Origin of the sequence: Oleomonas cavernae, from assembly GCF_003590945.1 — a bacterium.
Classification (GTDB): Bacteria; Pseudomonadota; Alphaproteobacteria; order Zavarziniales; family Zavarziniaceae; genus Zavarzinia; species Zavarzinia cavernae.
The window spans coordinates 4,313,038-4,330,000 of sequence record NZ_QYUK01000011.1 but is presented as its reverse complement, the minus strand read 5'-3'; the positions used below and the strand labels follow the sequence as shown (position 1 = coordinate 4,330,000).

At 69.4% G+C, this 16,963-nt stretch carries 17 protein-coding genes (1 of these 17 cut by a window edge); 2 read left to right on the top strand and 15 right to left on the bottom strand.

Annotation, left to right across the window (positions count from 1 at the left end; all coding sequences use genetic code 11):
* The 6 genes from D3874_RS24850 to D3874_RS24830 all read right to left on the bottom strand — a co-directional run.
* Positions 1 to 781 carry the 5' portion of a hypothetical protein gene (locus D3874_RS24850; protein ID WP_119782031.1) on the bottom strand. Its footprint begins 140 nt before the window's first position, so the window shows 781 of its 921 coding nt (coding positions 1-781); it begins with the start codon at positions 779 to 781; the stop codon falls past the left edge of the window.
* Positions 778 to 1,998: a lipase family alpha/beta hydrolase gene (locus D3874_RS24845; protein WP_119782029.1), complete on the bottom strand. Its 1,221-nt coding sequence runs from the start codon at positions 1,996 to 1,998 to the stop codon at positions 778 to 780. Before D3874_RS24845 ends, D3874_RS24850 begins: the two co-directional genes overlap by 4 nt.
* 49 nt (positions 1,999 to 2,047) lie before the next feature.
* Complete coding sequence (locus D3874_RS24840; RefSeq protein ID WP_119782027.1) at positions 2,048 to 2,479, bottom strand: CBS domain-containing protein; 432 nt, start codon at positions 2,477 to 2,479, stop codon at positions 2,048 to 2,050.
* 98 nt (positions 2,480 to 2,577) lie between these two features.
* Positions 2,578 to 3,123, bottom strand: coding sequence for an SDR family NAD(P)-dependent oxidoreductase (locus tag D3874_RS24835; protein ID WP_199699346.1), 546 nt, complete (start codon positions 3,121 to 3,123; stop codon positions 2,578 to 2,580).
* Positions 3,124 to 3,131: 8 nt separating this feature from the next.
* Positions 3,132 to 3,377 carry an SDR family NAD(P)-dependent oxidoreductase gene (locus D3874_RS31390; RefSeq protein WP_199699332.1) on the bottom strand — a complete coding sequence of 82 codons (246 nt, stop codon included), beginning with the start codon at positions 3,375 to 3,377 and terminating at the stop codon, positions 3,132 to 3,134.
* A 30-nt stretch (positions 3,378 to 3,407) separates the two neighbouring features.
* The gene (locus D3874_RS24830; RefSeq protein ID WP_147385854.1) at positions 3,408 to 4,106 is read right to left on the bottom strand and encodes a TetR/AcrR family transcriptional regulator; all 699 of its coding nucleotides are present in this window, start codon (positions 4,104 to 4,106) and stop codon (positions 3,408 to 3,410) included.
* A 407-nt stretch (positions 4,107 to 4,513) separates the two neighbouring features.
* Between D3874_RS24830 and D3874_RS24825 the strand changes: the two genes are divergently transcribed.
* Positions 4,514 to 5,218, top strand: coding sequence for a M48 family metallopeptidase (locus D3874_RS24825; protein WP_158596207.1), 705 nt, complete (start codon positions 4,514 to 4,516; stop codon positions 5,216 to 5,218).
* Positions 5,219 to 5,228: 10 nt separating this feature from the next.
* On the opposite strand, the gene D3874_RS24820 is transcribed toward D3874_RS24825, so the two are convergent.
* Both D3874_RS24820 and D3874_RS24815 read right to left on the bottom strand, forming a co-directional pair.
* Positions 5,229 to 5,861: a LysE family translocator gene (locus tag D3874_RS24820; RefSeq protein ID WP_119782021.1), complete on the bottom strand. Its 633-nt coding sequence runs from the start codon at positions 5,859 to 5,861 to the stop codon at positions 5,229 to 5,231.
* 3 nt (positions 5,862 to 5,864) lie between these two features.
* Positions 5,865 to 6,704 (bottom strand): isocitrate lyase/PEP mutase family protein, encoded by an 840-nt coding sequence (locus D3874_RS24815; RefSeq protein ID WP_233560149.1) that lies wholly within the window; start codon positions 6,702 to 6,704, stop codon positions 5,865 to 5,867.
* A gap of 148 nt (positions 6,705 to 6,852) precedes the next feature.
* Here D3874_RS24815 and D3874_RS24810 point away from each other — a divergent pair, with 148 nt between their 5' ends.
* Positions 6,853 to 7,860 carry a hypothetical protein gene (locus D3874_RS24810; protein WP_199699247.1) on the top strand — a complete coding sequence of 336 codons (1,008 nt, stop codon included), beginning with the start codon at positions 6,853 to 6,855 and terminating at the stop codon, positions 7,858 to 7,860.
* 195 nt (positions 7,861 to 8,055) lie between these two features.
* On the opposite strand, the gene D3874_RS24805 is transcribed toward D3874_RS24810, so the two are convergent.
* The 7 genes from D3874_RS24805 to D3874_RS24775 form a co-directional block, all read right to left on the bottom strand.
* Positions 8,056 to 10,152, bottom strand: coding sequence for a transglycosylase domain-containing protein (locus D3874_RS24805; protein WP_119782018.1), 2,097 nt, complete (start codon positions 10,150 to 10,152; stop codon positions 8,056 to 8,058).
* Positions 10,153 to 10,184: 32 nt separating this feature from the next.
* Positions 10,185 to 10,874, bottom strand: coding sequence for a TIGR02117 family protein (locus D3874_RS24800; RefSeq protein WP_119782016.1), 690 nt, complete (start codon positions 10,872 to 10,874; stop codon positions 10,185 to 10,187).
* Between the two features lie 39 nt (positions 10,875 to 10,913).
* Positions 10,914 to 11,576: a DUF1345 domain-containing protein gene (locus tag D3874_RS24795; RefSeq protein ID WP_119782014.1), complete on the bottom strand. Its 663-nt coding sequence runs from the start codon at positions 11,574 to 11,576 to the stop codon at positions 10,914 to 10,916.
* Positions 11,577 to 11,713: 137 nt separating this feature from the next.
* Positions 11,714 to 12,334, bottom strand: a complete 621-nt coding sequence (locus D3874_RS24790) for a TetR/AcrR family transcriptional regulator (protein WP_119782013.1) — start codon at positions 12,332 to 12,334, stop codon at positions 11,714 to 11,716.
* On the bottom strand, positions 12,331 to 14,025 hold the full coding sequence (locus D3874_RS24785) for an AMP-binding protein (protein ID WP_119782011.1): 1,695 nt from the start codon (positions 14,023 to 14,025) through the stop codon (positions 12,331 to 12,333). The genes D3874_RS24790 and D3874_RS24785 overlap by 4 nt, the downstream gene beginning before the upstream one ends.
* Before the next feature lie 26 nt (positions 14,026 to 14,051).
* A complete protein-coding gene (locus D3874_RS24780) occupies positions 14,052 to 14,957 on the bottom strand; it encodes a hydroxymethylglutaryl-CoA lyase (RefSeq protein ID WP_119782009.1) in 906 nt (301 codons plus the stop codon).
* Positions 14,954 to 16,960, bottom strand: a complete 2,007-nt coding sequence (locus tag D3874_RS24775) for an acetyl/propionyl/methylcrotonyl-CoA carboxylase subunit alpha (protein ID WP_119782484.1) — start codon at positions 16,958 to 16,960, stop codon at positions 14,954 to 14,956. The genes D3874_RS24780 and D3874_RS24775 overlap by 4 nt, the downstream gene beginning before the upstream one ends.
* Positions 16,961 to 16,963: the final 3 nt, after the last annotated feature.

Genomic DNA, 16,963 nt, shown 5'->3' with positions numbered 1-16,963 from the left:
CGGCGCAGTTCAGGGTCCAGCGGGCCCCGGCCCGCGCCGCCAGGATCGCCACCACCAGCAGGACCACGGCCCAGGCGATGATGAAGGCCATTTCGGGCACGGCATAGGGTTGGGCCCCGCCCAGATCGATTTCATCACCCCACAGCGAGCCGACCCAGAAGCCGAAGTTGGCCACGATCATGGCCGTTGCCGCGCCGACCCGGGCAAGCACCGCCGCCGACGCCGCGACGAGCCGGGAGAGGCCCAGCAAAGCCCCGCCCAGGACCAGCATGACCACGATGGCCAGGCTCGAATCGGGGATCATCACGCCGTAGGTGGCCGCGCCCAGATAGCCGGCCTGCGCCCCCACGGCCCCCGACACCGCCAGGATCGCCAGGGCGGCCAGCAGGTTGCTGCCCGCCAATACCGCCGTGATGCCGTAGACCAGCGCCACCGCCAGGAAGGCCGGGGCGCCGAACGCGCCCTCGGTCAGCGCACCGCCGGCCGCGATCAGGGCGCCGACGATGATGCAGATCTGGGCCAGCAGGCCCCAGTCGTCGGCGGCGGTGCGGTCGACGATCAGGCCCACCGCCGCCACGACCAGGCCGATGGCGATTGCCGTGGCGGCGGCCGGCACCAGGGCCAGCACCCCCGCCGCCACCGCCAGGACCCCGAAGCCGACCAGCAGGTTGAAGGCCAGCATGCCGGTCGAGCGCCGGCCCAGGGTGGCCAGGCGTTCGGCTTCCTCCGGCGTCAGCTTGCCCTCGACGACCAGCACGTCGAGGTCGAGGGTAACCTTCATGACCCGAGCCAGGACACCAGCCGGTCGGCCACCGCCGGCGACGACAACAGGTCCCAGTGGCTGGTCTCGAACAGGGTCAAGCTATGCTCGGGCGCGAAATCCAGGCGCCAGGCCGGGTCGGGATGACGGCCCAGGGCACTGTCCAGCGGCACCAGGCCGTCGCCGATCAGGCGGTCCTTGGCGTCCCCGGCAGCCTGTCCCAGGCTGGCCGCGACGGCGAAGTGGCGGATCCCGGAAGCCAGCGGCAGCGGGTGCCGGCGCCGGCCGGCGGCACGGGCGAAACGGTCGCCCTGGGCCCAGTCCTCGTCGGCGATATTGCCGTGACGCAGGTCGGTGACCCCGGCCGAGCGCAAGCGGCCCAACCGGGCGATGGGGGCGAGATAGGGGCTGATCTCGGCGGTCGTCTGCAGCCAGTGGCCGCCGCGCTCGAGCGGGGCGCCGTGATGGGGCGTGCCCAGGTAGACGATCTCGCCCACGCGGTCGAGCCAGGACAGCCCCGCCTGCCGGGCATGGGCGCAGGCGGCGCGGGTGACCAGGCCGCCCATGCTGTGGCCCAGCAGGGTGATGCGCTCGACCGGCACCGGCCAGGCCGCCACCAGCCTGTCCAGCAGCAGCGCGAAATCGCGGCCGTTCAGCGAGATGTGACGCCCGGTGTTGTAGTGCAGCTTGACCGGGACAACCTTGAAGGTTCCAGCCAGGCGGTCGCCGTGATCGTGATCCTTGCGGTGCCATTGCAGGTCGTTCATGCACAGGCCGTGGACCTGGACCAGCAGGTGGCCCCCGACCCTGCCCAGGCGCGCCCGCAGGGCCTGGGGCTCGAGGTCGAGCGCCTGCCCGCCGCGGCGGAAGGTCATGGGAATGGCCAGCGGGTTGACAGTCTCGTCCAGATGATCGCCGATCACGCCGTTGAGGGCGGCCAGCCAGGCTTCGCGCCGGCGGTCCGCGACCGGGCCGGGCAGGGCCGGCCGGCCCTGGCCCAGCAGGGCAAAGCCGCGGTCGACCCCGGCGCCGAGCCCGCCGTTGATCGTCTGGATGGTGCGGTAGACCAGGCCGGTGATGCCCCGGGTCCGCCCGTCGGTACCGGCCCCCAAGGGCAGGGCCCGGCCGGCGATATTGGCGTGCATGGCCTCGACGATGCCGGTCACCCGGTCGACGCCGGTGAAGGCCAGACGCGCGGCACCGTGAAGATCACGCCGCCAGTCGACAACAAGAGCCATGATCGATTGCCACCCCCTGGCCTTACCCCGCGCCGCTGCCGCGGGCCCATCAGCCGGTGGCGATGTAGCGCTTCAGCTCGTCGGCCTCGAGCAGGGCTTCGTCGATGCGCTGTTTGACCACGTCGCCGATCGAGATCATGCCGACCAGCTTGCCGTCCTCGATCACCGGCAGGTGACGGATGCGGCGGTCGGTCATGCGGCCCATGACTTCGGTGACGCTGTCCTGCAGCCGGCACGAGACGACCTTGCCGGTCATCAGTTCCTTCACCGGCTTGGTCAGGGCGGCAGCACCGGCCTGGGCGATGCCGCGCACCACGTCGCGTTCCGACAGCACGCCGATCACCCCGCCCTCGCGGTCCTTGACCACCACCGCGCCGATCTTGCGGGCGCTGAGCAGACTGGCCGTGGCCTCGATCGAATCCTCGGGGCCGACGGTGACGACATCGCTCCCCTTTATCTTCAGGATCAGTTCGACGGTCATGGGTGCCCTCCCGCTTATTGCTTCCTCATCAAGCATGATGGGACGCCGCCACCGCCGCGCGCAAGCGTCGCTTGGGGCGGCGGTGCCATTTTTTGGCCCTAGTGCCGACCCGAGGCCAGCAGGCGCTTGGTCAGGCGCCGGATCACCACGCGCGGCATCAGCCGGTTGGAGAAGGCGCCGACCTTGTTGGCAAAGCCGGCGATGGCGATCATCTGCCCGCGCTTCATGGCATCGTAGCCGATGGTGGCGACGCTGGCCGAGGTCATCACCGGGACATAGCCCTTCTGGAACAGGGCATTGTCGGCGACGTTGGCGACCTCCATGAAATTGGTCCGGGTCGGCCCGGGGCACAGCGCCGTCACGCTGACGCCGGTGCCGCGCAATTCCTCGCCCACCCCTTCCGACAGGCTGAGCACGTAGGCCTTGGTGGCGCAATAGACCGCCATGCTGGGCCCCGGCTGGAAGGCCGCGGTCGAGGCGACATTGAGGATGCGGCCGCGGCCGCGCGCCACCATGCCGGGCAGGAAGGCGTGCATCAGGTCGGTCAGCGCCGTGATGTTCACCTGGATCATGCCCAGGGTCTTGTCGCGCGGCGCCTGGTGGAAGTCGTTGCCGTCGCCGAAGCCGGCATTGTTGACCAGCACGTCGACCGTCAGGCCACGGGCCGCGATCTCGTCGAACAGGCGGCGGGGGCCGCGGGATCGCCCAGGTCGGCCAGGATCACGGTCGCGGTCACGCCGTGCTTGCCGGCCAGTTCCTGGGCCAGGGCCTGGAGCGCCGGCTCGCTGCGGGCGACCAGGATGAGGTCGTGGCCGTCGGCGGCCAGTTCGCGGGCAAGATCGCTGCCGATGCCGCTCGAGGCACCGGTGACGAGGGCCAGCGGCCGGGTGGTGGTCATGAGGGCTCTCCTTGAGGATTGTTCGAGGGGTCAGGCGGTGCCAAGCGATACGACAGGGGCGGATACGGCGGGGGCGGCCACGGCATGCCATTGCGCGGCCCCGGTTTCTTCGAGCAGGCGATCGTCGAGCGGCTGGTTCATCATCACGGTGTGGCGGACGAGCCCGCCCAGGGCGCCCCAGACCAGGGCCGCCAGCGCCTCGCCGTGCAGCGGCACCATCACGCCCTTGGCTTGCGCATCGGCGATCCAGCCGTGGATCGGCGCCATCATCTGCTCCGACAGGCGCAGGCTCTGCCGGTCGAGGAAGCGCGGTTCGTGGTGGAATTCCAGGAAGTGGAAGGCGGCCGGCCACTCGCGGGCAAAGGTGCCGCCGGCCTTCCACAGCCCCATGAAGCGGGCCCGGCATTGGTCGGCCGGGGTGCCGGGCGCGGGCGGGGCGGTGAATACCGGGGCGATCGCCAGGGCCAGGCTGCGCTTGGCCGCCTGCCAGGCGGCATTGCCCAGGGCTTCCTTGGTGTCGAAATAGCGGTAGATGGTGCCGGTGCCGACCTTGGCGGCCGCGGCGATTTCCGGCACCGAGGTGGCATCGAAGCCGCGCTGGGCAAACAGGGCCAGGGCCGCCTCGATGATCCCGGCCGCCCGGCCGCCGGCAGCGAGCGGAGCCCCCGCCCCCTGCAGCGCGACCAGCGCCGCCGCCCTGGCCATCCCGTCTCCGCCGTCAACCGTCACGATCCCGATCTCCTGGAGGCGAGCCCCCGTCATATCCGTGTCACGCCACGCCGTCAAAGTTCGGAATGAACGTTCATTCCGCGCACGATACCCGATTTCGCGATTTGCGCAAGCGCCGTAATTTTAGAGTAGGCGGTTTCGAAGGGCGCTGCGATCAGGCGCCAGCAACCGGAATGAACGTTCATTCCGATTGCTGCGGCGGCCGGCGGGATCCTGGGGGCGGGATAATGCGGCACGGCAGCAAAGACGACTCGCGTCGCTTCGCGGCGCCCTGCTAGACTGCCGCCATAGACCCAGACCGCGCACCGCCAGGTTCGATGCTTGCGTCTCCCGCAGCGAACCTAAACGGGGCCGATTGGTCAAACTGGACCGACCGGAGTAACGACGTTCGAGGTAGGACCACCCCCGTGAGCGAGCTGTTTCTGGATATCGAAGGCACACCCATTCCGGTTGAATTGCGCAAGTCCGACCGGGCCCGCCGGCTGTTGCTGCGGGTCGATCAGCGGCGCGAGGTGGTGGTGCTCACCCTGCCCAGCCGGGTTTCGCAGCGCGAAGGCCTGTCCTTTGCCATCGGCAATTCGAGTTGGATTGCCGAGCGCCTGGCCAGCATGCCGCCCAAGATCCATTTCCGCCGCGGCGCCAAGGTGCCGGTGCTGGGCGAAACCCACCGCCTGGTCCATGTCCCGCCGGGCACCGCCACCCGCCGCGGCGCCGCCTGGATCGAGGGCAGCGAGATCCACGTTACCGGCGACCTGGAGCATTTTTCGCGCCGGGTACACGATTTCCTGCGCGCCCGGGCGCGGGCCGAGATCAAGCGCCGGGCCGAGCGTTATGCCGCGCAGACCGAGAAGGAAATCCGTGGCCTGACCCTGCGCGACCCTTCCACCCGCTGGGGCAGTTGTTCGCCCCGGGGCGAGCTTTCCTTCTCCTGGCGCCTGATCCTGGCGCCGGCCTATGTCCTCGACTATGTCGTCGCCCATGAGGTGGCCCACCTCACGGTGTTCAGCCACGCCCCGCGCTTCTGGGCCCTGGTCGACCAACTGGTCGACGATGCCGACGAGGCCCGCGCCTGGCTGCGCGCCAACGGCGCCGCCCTGCACCGCTACGGCTGAGCCACCGCGCTCAGCGCTGCGCCTCGGTCGCCATCTTCAGCGCGAGGCCAGCCAGCACCGTACCCATGAGCCAGCGCTGCACCACCAGCCACAGCGGCCGGCCGGCCAGGAAACCGGCGACCGAGCCGGCGGTGAGCGCGATCAAGGTGTTGACCGAGACGCTGATGGCGACCTGCACCGCGCCCAGCGCCAGCGTCTGGCCGAAGATACTGCCCCGGTCGGGGTCGATGAACTGGGGCAGCAGCGACAGGTACAGCATGGCGATCTTGGGGTTCAGCAGGTTGGTCACCAGCCCCATGACGAACAGCTTGCGCGGGCTGTCCTGGGGCAAGGCCCGCACCTGGAAGGGCGAGCGCCCGCCCGGCTTCACCGTCTGCCACGCCAGGTAGAGGAGGTAGCAGGCCCCGGCCAGGCGCAGCGCGTCATGGGCGTAAGGCACGGCAAAGACCAGGGCGGTGATGCCCAGCCCCGCGCACAGGATGTAGAAGACGAAGCCCAGCGCCACCCCGCCCAGCGAGATCAGGCCCGCCACCCGCCCCTGGCAGATCGAGCGCGAGACGAGATAGACCATATTGGGCCCGGGCGTCAGCACCATGCCCAGCGCCACCAGGGAAAAGGTCAGCAGGCTCGTGGTATCGGGCATCGTTTACCGGTCTCCTGATCCGTGGGACATGAAGTCGTTGGCCTGCGCGAAGGGCAGGGCCTGGTCGGCGAAGCCGAAGGTGCCGTGCTCGCTGATCTCCTGCGCCGCGCGCACGAAACCGCCCAGGGCGGCGCGGGCGAGCGCACTGCCCAGGCTGATCCGGCGCACCCCGGCGGCGGCCAGGTCGGCCACGGAATAGGTCATGCCTTTCAGGCCCATGACCACGTTCACCGGCTTGCCGACCGCGGCACAGACAGTGCGAATGGCCTCGATCCCCGGCAGGCCGGGGGCAAAGAGGGCATCGGCACCGGCCGCCTCGAACGCCTGAAGACGGCGGATCGTGTCGTCGAGGTCGGGCCGGCCGTGCAGGAAATTCTCGGCCCGGGCGACGAAGGTGAAGGGAAAAGGCAGCGCCCGCGCCGCCTCGACGGCAGCGGCGACCCGCTCGACCGCACGGGTGAAATCATAGATCGGCCGGTCGGCGTTGCCCGTCGCATCCTCGATCGAGCCGCCGACCAGGCCGGCCCCGGCAGCCAGGCGGATGGTTTGCGCCGCCGCCTCGGGCGCATCGCCAAAGCCATTCTCCAGATCGGCGGCGACAGGCAGATCGGTCGCCTCGGCGATCAGTTTCGCGTTGGCCAGGGTCTCGTCCCGGCTGATCGCGCCTTCGCCGTCGCGGCGGCCCAGCGCGAAGGCCAGGCCGGCACTGGTCGTCGCCAGCGCCTCGAAACCCAGTGCCGAGAGAATCCGGGCCGAGCCCGCATCCCAGGGATTGGGAATCACGAAGGCCCCCGGCCTGGCATGCAGGGCCTGGAACTTCACGGCTTTTTCGAGCTGGGTCACGGCCCTCTCCCCTCGTCGCGTATCGCTATACGACAGGAAGACCGGCGGCTTCACCACCCGGTGCGCGTGCATGGCGGTGGTGAGTAATTGACGGCCCTGGAAAATGCCTGGCTCGATAGCGGCCAGAACGATCGACCCTTGGTGTGCGATGACGACGACCAGCCCGCCCCCCGACCCGACGCCCTGGCAGCGCATGCGCTACCAGGCCGGCCAGCGCCCGGGCCATTACGAGAGCTGGTTCCTGCGCGCCAACCATCCGACCACCAGGCAGGCATTCTGGATCCGCTACACGATCTTTTCGCCGCACGGCCGGCCCGAGCAGGCCATCGGCGAATTGTGGGCGATCCGCTTCGACGAGCACGCCGGCATCCGGGCCGGCAAGAGCGAGATCCCCCTGGCCGCCTGCCGGTTCGGCGACGGCGGCCTGGACGTGCGCATCGGCGCGGCCGCGCTGACACCCGGCCGATTAGAGGGCGAAGTGCAGGCGCCCCACCGCTTGCGCTGGGACCTGCGCTACGAGGGCGGCGGCGCGCCCGTGCTGTTCCTGCCCGAGGGCTACTATGCCGCGCGCCTGCCCAAGGCCAAGGCGGTGACGCCACGCCCCTTCGTGCGCTTCAGCGGCAGCCTGGAGGTCGACGGCGTGTCCTGGCCGATCGAGGATTGGGTAGGCAGCGAGAATCACAATTGGGGGTCCAAGCACACCGACACCTATGCCTGGGGCCAGGTGGTGGGCTTCGACGACCAGCCCGACGCCTTCCTCGAGGTGATCACCGCCCGGCTGAAGCTGGGCCCGATCTGGACCCCGCCCCTGACCATCCTGGTGCTGCGGGTGGGCCGCGAGGAATACCGCCTGAACACCATCGCCCAAGCCCTGCGTGCCCGTGGCCGCTGGGGTTACTTCCATTGGGATTTCAGCAGCCGCGCACCGGGCGTGGCCATGCACGGCCGCTTCGAGGCGACACCCGGGGACTTCGTCGGCCTGACCTACTACAACCCGCCCGGCGGCAGCCACACCTGCCTGAATTCCAAGATCGCTGCCTGTGACCTTACCCTCGAACGCACCGGGCAACCGCCCTTGTTACTGCGCACCACCCACCGCGCGGCCTTCGAGATCCTGACCGACGACAAGGATCACGGCGTGCCGATGGCGACTTGACGTGCCCGTTGAAGGGCGACCGCTCTTACACCCCTAACCGTCATCCCGGCGAAGGCCGGGATCCACTGGAATGGCGGGCTCGGGCAGCATCGCAACACTGGTCTTGTGTCCCAGCCCCTGCACGACAGTGGATCCCGGCCTACGCCGGGATGACGAAAGAGGTTACTGTTCTGCGCCCCGGTAGTCGCCTCGATGTTACCGGTTGCGGTCCACCGGATAGTCCGGGATCGGCGCCGCGCGCGGGCGCGTGGGTGCCGCGGGCGGGGCGGCGCCGTCCTCGACGGCCAGGCCGGGATCGGCCGGCACGCTTTCGCCGCCGCCCAGGAAATCGACCAGGCGGTCGAGCAGGTCCTGGTCTTCCTGCATGTCGGGCAGCGGCGTCGCCGGGGCGCCTTGCAGCGCCTCGGTCATGAAGGCCTTCCAGATCCGCGCCGGCAGGCCGCCGCCGGTGACCTTCTTCATCGGGCTGCCGTCGTCGTTGCCGATCCAGACCCCCGCCACCAGGTTGCCGGTGAAGCCGACGAACCAGGCGTTGCGGTAGTCCTGGCTGGTGCCGGTCTTGCCGCCCGCGGGCCGGCCCAGTTGCGCCGCCTTGCCGGTGCCGCCGTTGATCACCGCTGTCAGCAGGCGGTTCATCCGGCCGACGACCTGTTCGTTGACGATGCGCGCCGCCGCCCCGGCATCGCGCCGGTAGAGCACGGTGCCGTCGGCGGTGCGGATCTCGCGGATACCGTGGGCGAAGACCGCGCGGCCGCCGTTGGCCATGACGCCGTAGGCGGCGGTCAGTTCCAGCGGCGTCACCTCGGCACTGCCCAGCGCGATCGAGGCATTGGCCGGGATCTCGGAGGTAACCCCCAGGCGCTTGGCCATCTCCACCACCTTCCGGGCGCCCACCCGGCCCAGCAGGCGCACGGCGATGGTGTTGACCGAACGGGCGAAGGCCGAGGTCAGGGTCATCTCCCCGGCATAGCCCGGTTCCAGGTTGGACGGGCGATAGCCGGCGATTTCCACCGGCGCGTCGACCATGGTGGTATCGGGGGTGAGGCCGGCCTCGAAGGCGGCGAGATAGACGAACAGCTTGAAGGCGGAGCCGGGCTGGCGCAGCGCCCTCGTCGCCCGGTTGAAGGGTGAGGCGGCATAGTCGCGCCCGCCGATCATGGCGCGCACGGCCCCGTCCGGCGCCATGGCGACCAGGGCGCCCTGCTCGACCTCCAGCTTCAGCCCGTCGCTGTCGAGCACGGTGTCGAGCGCCGTCTCGGCCGCGCGCTGGAGCTTCAGGTCCAGGGTGGTCGAGACGATCAGGTCGCCCGCCTCGGGCCCGGCATAGTCCGCCACCTGATCGACCACCCAGTCGACGAAGTAACGGGCATCATTACTGGCGGGGCGGGCGGCGAGGCGCGCCGGCAGCGCCTTGGCCGCCGCCGCCTGGTCGGCGGTGATGAAATCGGCATCGACCATGGCCTGGAGGACCACGCCGGCGCGGTCGCTCGCCGCCTTGTAGTCGGCCAGGGGCGAATAGCGCGACGGCGCCTTCATCAGGCCGGCCAGCATCGCCGCCTCGGCCAGCGTCATCTGCCGGGCCGAATGGCCGAAATAGCGCCGTGCCGCGCCGTCCATGCCATAGGCGCCCGCCCCCAGATAGACCCGGTTGAGGTAGAGGGCCAGGATCTGGTCCTTGCTGAGCCGGCTTTCGAGCTGGAGGGTCAGGATCGCTTCCTGCACCTTGCGCCGGACCGAGCGCTCGGGTGACAGGAACACGGTCTTGGCGGTCTGCTGGCTGATGGTGGAGCCGCCCTGGGTTACCCGCCCGTCCATGATGTTGTGGAACATCGCGCGCAAAATCCCCAGGGGATCGAAGCCGCCGTGATCGAAGAAGCGGCGATCCTCGATCGCCAGCACCGCCTTGACCAGCACGTCGGGATAGTCGTTCAGGGCCAGGGCCTCGCCGTAGAGATCGCCCACGGTCGCGAAGGTGGTGCCGTCGGCCGCGACCAGGCGCACGGCCGGGCGCCGGTCGATCTGGTTCAGCCGGTCCATCGAGGGCAGGTCCCAGGCGAAGAAGGCGACCATCGCGGCGATGGCGATCCCCGTCCACAGGCCCGCCACCGCCAGCCAGTAGAGCGGGCGCCGGCCCCGCAGCCAGCCGCCGCCCCCATTGCCGCCCCTGTCGCCGCCGGCTTTGGGCGGCGTCGCCCGGCGGTCCAGCCGGTCGATCCGCTGGCCGCGTTTTACCGTGGCGACCGGGCGTCCCCGCCGCGCGCCTGTGCCTTTTGTCTGCTTCGTGCCTGCCATGGCCCCACCTTAGGGGTGCGTGCTGAGTCGGGCTAGAGATGCCACATCACACCGAAGGGAAACGGCGCCCACCAGCCCACCGCCACGCCGATCCGCCGCAATTGCGCCGCCGTCCATTCATTGCAGGTCTCGAACAGGGAATAGGTCCCCACCCCTTCGTAGAAGGCGTCGTAATAGTGGTAGCCGGCGCCCGGGATCGGCCGTACCGCGCCGGCCGTATCGCGCTGGAACGCGGCCCGCAGGTTGGCGGTCAATTGAGCATACTGCGCCGGCGTCAGGCGCAGCGGGCGGACATTGGGGCCGGGCACGGGCGTGCCGCCCCACAAGGTCACATGCATCAGGCTGCCGCTGGAGGCGAAGAGCGCCGCGAAGGCCACGTCCGGCTCGACATCGGCCAGGGTCGGCGTCTGCAGGTAGAAGCCGCGGTCGCCCCAGCCAAAGCCGGCGTGGCTGGCCGCCACCGGGTTCGCCCCGTTGAAATGTTCTGGCCGCAGTTCCAGCGCCCAGTCGACTTCTTGCGCCTGCATGGGCACGACGATGTCGGTGTGGAAGCCGTTGGAGACGACGAAGACCTGGACGCCATCGGCCGGCGCCCCGCCGGGCGCCCCTTGGAGGGACAAGGCGCCGAGCAGGGCGCCGGCACCGTAAAGCAGCGCGACGGCGACCGGCAGGCCGATGACCAGCGCGGCAAGCCGCCCGATGATGCGAAAGATCCACCCCATGGGCTGACCCTGGCCCGCCCAGCCGGCGAAATTATGGCGTCAACCCAGCAATCCTGCGGCGATATTGACCATCAGCGCCAGCAGCACGGTGTTGAAGAAGAACGAGACCACACCGTGGGCCAGCACCGCCCGGCGCAGGCGCTTGCTGCGCACGACCACGTCCGAGACCTGGGCGGTCAAGCCGACGACGAAGGAGAAATAGAGGAAGTCGCCATAGTCGGGCGCGTCGTCGCCGGGAAAGTCCAGCGGCGGGGCATTGTCGGGCGCCGCGTAATAGTCGTGGGCATAGTGGACGGCGAACAGGGTATGGAACATGGCGAAGGTCGACAGCATGGTCCAGCCCGCCAGCGCCAGGTCCAGCCCGCCGCCGCCCGACAGGTCCCTTTGCGCCAGGCGCAGGAAATCGACCAGCGCCGCCATCGAGGCGACGATGCCGAAGAACATCAGGCCCAGGATCACCCACTGGCCGACATCATGCGCCCGCGCCCGGGCGCGGATCGCCGCCTCGTCGGCCCGAAACATCATCGACCAGGTGCCAGCCAGGTAGACCAGCATACCCAGGTCCCAGGCGATGACCGGGCGCATCCCCTCGGCCAGGTCGTGCGGCAGCACCAGGAACGCCAGCGCCACCACCAGCCCCGCCAGCGAAAAGCGCGGCCGCCCCAGGGTCAGCCGGCCGATGTGTCGTGCAATCCGTCGCATTTTGGCACCTACTACCTCTCAGCGTCATCCCGGCGCAGGCCGGGATCCATTCCGATGCAACGCGGACCGCCCGACCAGGAAAACCGGCCGCATCTCGCCTGTCCCGGCCATGGATTCCGGCCTTCGCCGGAATGACGTCAGGAAGGGGTGTTCCCACCCGCCAGATGCAGGCAGCCGTTCAGCAGCATCTTGGTGTGCAGCATGACCACGTCATCGGTCGACAGGCGGCCGTCGGGCCGGTACCAGGTGCAGGCCCCGGTCAGCATGGCCAGGATGGCATAGGCGGCGACCTGGGTGTCGAGCAGGTCGAACATCCCGGCCGCCACGCCCTCGTCCAGGATCGCGATAAGCCTGGCCTCGTAGCGCCGGCGCAGGGCGACAATCACCTTGTAGTTCTCAGGGCTCAGGCCGCGCAGCTCGAAATTGGCGACGAAGACCTCGCGCTTCTTTTCCATGTGATAGGTCAGGTGGTGCAGCACGAAGCGCTCCAAACGCCGCGTCGGGCTCTCCCCCGCCACCTGCGCCAGGGCCGCGTCGGTCTGTTCCAGCAGGGCGGTCAGATGCTCGTGGATCAGTTCGAACAGCAGGTGCTGCTTGGTCTTGATGTGGTTGTAGAGCGAAGCGGTCTGCAGCCCGACCTCGGCCGCCAGTTGCCGCAGGCTCATGGCCTCGAAGCCGTGTTCGGTGATCAGGCGCAGGCCGGCCTTGCGGATCGCCAACGAGGTGGTCGGCCCGTGCGAGCCGACGGTGCGGGTCATGCGGTTTTCTCGCGGACAAGGCCCAGCTCGGCCTCCATGGCCTGGCGCATCAGATACTTCTGCATCTTGCCGGTCACGGTCATGGGAAAGTCGTCGACGAAGCGGACATAGCGCGGGATCTTCTGGTGCGCAATCTGGCCGTGGCAGAAACCGCGCACGTCTTCCGCCGTCATGGCCTCGCCCTCGCGCAGCTTGATCCAGGCGCACAGTTCCTCGCCGTATTTCTGATCGGCGACGCCGAAGACCTGCACGTCGGCGATCTTGGGATGGCGGTAGAGATATTCCTCGACCTCGCGCGGGTAGACATTCTCGCCGCCGCGGATGATCAGGTCCTTGATCCGGCCGACGATGTTGCAGAAGCCTTCCTCGTCGATGGTGGCGAGATCGCCCGTGTGCATCCAGCCCGCCGCATCCACCGCCTCGGCGGTCTTGTCGGCCTGGTTCCAATAGCCGCGCATGACCGAATAGCCGCGCGTGCACAATTCGCCCGAGGTGCCGCAGGGCACCACACGCCCCTCCGCATCCACCACCTTCACCTCCAGGTGCGGGTGGATGCGGCCGACGGTGGACACGCGGCGTTCCAGGGGATCGTCGACCGCGCTCTGGAAGCTGACCGGGCTGGTCTCGGTCATGCCGTAGCAGATCGTGACTTCGCGAACGTTCATCTGCGCCACCACGCGCTTCATCAGCTCGATCGGGCAGGGCGAGCCGGCCATGATGCCGGTGCGCAGGGACGAGAGGTCGAAGTCGCCAAAGCGCGGATGATCGAGCTGCGCGATGAACATGGTGGGCACGCCGTACAGCGCCGTGCAGTGTTCCGCCGCCACCGCCTCGAGGGTCATCAAGGGATCGAAGCCTTCGCCGGGATAGACCATGGATGCTCCAGAGGTTACACAGGCCAGGTTGCCCATGACCATGCCGAAGCAATGATAGAGGGGCACGGGAATGCACACCCGGTCCTGCGCGGTGAGGGCGCAGCCGCGGCCGACGAAATAGCCGTTGTTGAGGATGTTGTGGTGGGTCAGCGTGACGCCCTTGGGCGAGCCGGTGGTGCCGCTAGTGAACTGGATATTGACCGGATCGTCGAATTGCAGCGTCGCGCCAACACGGGGCAAGGCGGCGTGATGATCGGGACCGGCCAGGCCGGCGACGCCGGCGAAGGGAAAGGTGCCGGGCGCCGCCGGGCCGCCGATCTGGATCACGCTGCGCAGGGAGGGCAGCTTCACCGCTTGCAGGTGGCCGGGCTGCGACGCTGCCAGTTCCGGCGCCAGGGCATTCACCATCCCCAAATAGTCGCTGGTCTTGAAGCTGGTCGCGCTCACCAGGGCGACACAACCCACCAGGTTCAGGGCGTATTCGAGTTCCGACAGGCGGTAGGCGGGATTGATGGTGACCAGGATCAGCCCGGCCTTGGCCGCCGCGAACTGGGTCAGTGTCCATTCCCAGCGATTGAGCGACCAGATGCCGATGCGGTCGCCCGGCCTCAACCCTAAGGCCAGCAGGCCGGCGGCGAAACCATCGGCCTGGGCCTTGAGCTGCCCCCAAGTCCAGCGGACATCCTGGCCGCGGTCGATCAGCGCCGGGCGATCCGGCCAGGCCTCGGCCGCCCGGTCCAGGGCCTGGCCGATGGTGATGCCCAGCAGGGGGGCACTGGAGGGGCCGCTGACATAGCTCATGGCGATGGTGTTCATTGTTGCCTCCCTGTCCGCGCGCTCTGTCAGGCGTCGCGCTTGGCCAGAACCTGGGCCACCTTGGATGCCGGCGGCCGTCCCAGAACCTTCAAAATAGCTCGCCCCGCCGCCGCCACGCGGCCCAGGTCGACGCCGGTCTCGATCCCCAACCCGTTGAGCATGTAGACCACATCCTCGGTCGCGACATTGCCCGACGCGCCCTTGGCATAGGGGCAGCCGCCCAGGCCCGCGACCGCGCTGTCGACGGTGCCGATGCCCAGGTCCAGGCAGGCCAGGATATTGGCCAGGGCCTGGCCGTAGGTGTCGTGGAAATGCACGGCCAGGCGCTCGACCGGCACCAGTTCCGTCACCGCCCGCACCATGACCCGCGCCCGGCCCGGCGTGCCCACCCCGATGGTATCGCCCAGGGAAATCTCGTAGCAGCCCAGATCGCTCAAGGCCTTGGCCACCCGCGCCACCGCCGCCGGCGCAATCGCCCCTTCATAGGGACAGCCCAGCACGCAGGAGACATAGCCGCGCACCTTGACGCCCGCGGCCAGGGCCGCGGCGCAGACGGGCGCGAAGCGTTCCAGGCTCTCGGCGATGGAACAATTGATGTTCTTGTTGGAAAAACTCTCCGAGGCCGCGCCGAACACGGCGATTTCGGTGGCGCCGGCGGCGATCGCCGCCTCCAGCCCCTTCATGTTGGGCACCAGCACCGGGTAGCTGACCCCCGGCTTGCGGCGCAGCCGCGCCAGCACCTGGTCGGTATCGGCCATCTGGGGCACCCATTTGGGCGAGACGAAGCTGCCGGATTCGACCACGGGCAAGCCCGCTTCCGCCAGGGCCTCGATCAGGGCCACCTTGTCGGCCAGCGGCACCACGCCGGCCTCGTTCTGCAAGCCGTCGCGCGGGCCGACCTCGACGATGCGGACGTGGGCGAGCATGGTCATGGCGCGCCCTCGTCGACGAAGGTGATCAACTCGGCCCCTTCCTGCACCTGGTCGCCCTGGGCATAGTGGACCGCCTCGATGGTGCCGTCCTTGGGGGCGACGATGGTGTGTTCCATCTTCATCGCCTCCAGCACCAGCAGGGGCGCGCCGCGTGTCACCTCGGCCCCGGCCGCGACCAGGACCTGGATCACCTGGCCCGGCATGGGCGCGGTCAGGTGGCCGGCCCCCGCGGCGGCCGCATCGGGCGGGGCCAGCGGATCGACCAGCAGCAGGTGGTGGCTGACGCCGTCGTGCAGCACGGTGATATCGTCGCCGTGCCGCACGACGCAGACCTGGCGCTTCACGCCGTCGAACAGCACGGTCAGGCGGCCGGCCGCCTCGCCGATCACCCGGGCCTGGACCGAGACCTCGGGCAAGTCCAGGACATAGCTGCCGTCGGCTTTGGGGCGGGCGCGGACCTGGATGGTTTCATTGCCGGCCAGGAATTCCAGGCCCTGGTAGCCGTCGCCATTGGCCCGCCAGGCCCCCAGGGTGTTCCAGGGCGAATAGGGATCGAGCGAGCCCCGCGCCCGTGCCGCCGCCACCCGGGCCTGATCGGTCAAGGCCCGCAGGGCGGCCGTCGCCAGCGCCCGCCGGGGCACCGGCCCGGCGGGCGGGCGCAGGGCCTCGTCATGACGGCCGATGAAGCCGGTGTCCAGGTCGGCAGCGCGGAACGCCTGGTGATCGACGATGCTCTTGAGGAAGGCGATGTTGGTCTGCACCCCCACCACCTCGTAATCCGCCAGCGCGGCCGACAGGCGCCGCGCCGCGGCATCACGGTCGGTGTCCCAGACGATCAGCTTGGCGATCATCGGGTCGTAGTGGATGCCGATGGCATCGCCCGCGCGCACGCCGGTGTCGACGCGGACATGGGCGCTCTCGGCCGGCGCATGCAGATGGTGCAAGGTGCCGATCGAGGGCAGGAAGGCCCGGGCCGGGTCCTCGGCATAGACCCGCGCCTCGATGGCATGGCCGCTGATCGAGAGTTGCTCCTGGGTCCGGGGCAGCGTGCCCCCCGCGGCCACCAGCAACTGCCACTCGACCAGGTCCAGGCCGGTGATCATCTCGGTTACCGGGTGTTCGACCTGCAGGCGGGTGTTCATCTCCATGAAATAGAACTGGTCGCCCTCGGCGATGAACTCGACCGTGCCGGCGCCGACATAGCCGACCGCCTTGGCGGCGGCGCAGGCCGCCTCGCCCATCACCTTGCGGCGCGCAGGGCTCAGGCCCGGCGCCGGCGCCTCTTCCAGCACCTTCTGGTGGCGGCGCTGGATCGAACAGTCGCGCTCGAACAGCGAGACGGTGTTGCCGTGGCTGTCGGCGAAGACCTGGATTTCGATATGGCGCGGCCGGGTCAGGTACTTCTCGATCAGCACCTGGTCGTCGCCGAAGGACGACTTGGCCTCGCGCTTGGCCGAGGCGATGGCGGCATCGAGATCGCCCGCCTGCTCCACCACGCGCATGCCCTTGCCGCCGCCGCCGGCCGAGGCCTTGATCAGCACCGGGTAGCCGATGCGCTCAGCGGCCTCGCGCAGCACGGCGGGATCCTGGTCGGCACCATGATAGCCGGGCACCATCGGCACGCCGGACTTCTCCATCAGGGCCTTGGCCGCGGATTTGGAGCCCATGGCCCGGATCGCGCCGACCGGCGGCCCGATGAAGACGATGCCGGCCGCGGCACAGGCCTCGGCAAACGCCGCGTTCTCGCTCAGGAAACCATAGCCCGGGTGAATCGCCTGGGCGCCGGCGCGCCTGGCGACCTCGATGATGCGGGCGCCGACGAGATAGCTTTCGCGCGCCGGCGCCGGCCCGATCGGCCAGGCCTCGTCGGCCAGGTCGACGTGGGCGGCGCCGGCGTCGGCTTCCGAATAGACGGCGACCGTGGCAATGCCGAGACGCCGCGCGGTCTTGATGACCCGGCAGGCGATTTCGCCGCGGTTGGCGATCAGGATTTTCTCGAACATCGC

What these genes read in the sequence shown, in the direction of transcription:
- D3874_RS24845 (WP_119782029.1), bottom strand. Translation starts at nt 1,998, where the DNA reads ATGGCTCTTGTTGTCGACTGGCGGCGTGATCTTCACGGTGCCGCGCGT.
- D3874_RS24840 (WP_119782027.1), bottom strand. Translation starts at nt 2,479, where the DNA reads ATGACCGTCGAACTGATCCTGAAGATAAAGGGGAGCGATGTCGTCACC.
- D3874_RS31390 (WP_199699332.1), bottom strand. Translation starts at nt 3,377, where the DNA reads ATGACCACCACCCGGCCGCTGGCCCTCGTCACCGGTGCCTCGAGCGGC.
- D3874_RS24820 (WP_119782021.1), bottom strand. Translation starts at nt 5,861, where the DNA reads ATGCCCGATACCACGAGCCTGCTGACCTTTTCCCTGGTGGCGCTGGGC.
- D3874_RS24810 (WP_199699247.1), top strand. Translation starts at nt 6,853, where the DNA reads ATGACGACGACCAGCCCGCCCCCCGACCCGACGCCCTGGCAGCGCATG.
- D3874_RS24805 (WP_119782018.1), bottom strand. Translation starts at nt 10,152, where the DNA reads ATGGCAGGCACGAAGCAGACAAAAGGCACAGGCGCGCGGCGGGGACGC.
- D3874_RS24800 (WP_119782016.1), bottom strand. Translation starts at nt 10,874, where the DNA reads ATGGGGTGGATCTTTCGCATCATCGGGCGGCTTGCCGCGCTGGTCATC.
- D3874_RS24795 (WP_119782014.1), bottom strand. Translation starts at nt 11,576, where the DNA reads ATGCGACGGATTGCACGACACATCGGCCGGCTGACCCTGGGGCGGCCG.
- D3874_RS24790 (WP_119782013.1), bottom strand. Translation starts at nt 12,334, where the DNA reads ATGACCCGCACCGTCGGCTCGCACGGGCCGACCACCTCGTTGGCGATC.
- D3874_RS24785 (WP_119782011.1), bottom strand. Translation starts at nt 14,025, where the DNA reads ATGAACACCATCGCCATGAGCTATGTCAGCGGCCCCTCCAGTGCCCCC.
- D3874_RS24780 (WP_119782009.1), bottom strand. Translation starts at nt 14,957, where the DNA reads ATGACCATGCTCGCCCACGTCCGCATCGTCGAGGTCGGCCCGCGCGAC.
- D3874_RS24775 (WP_119782484.1), bottom strand. Translation starts at nt 16,960, where the DNA reads ATGTTCGAGAAAATCCTGATCGCCAACCGCGGCGAAATCGCCTGCCGG.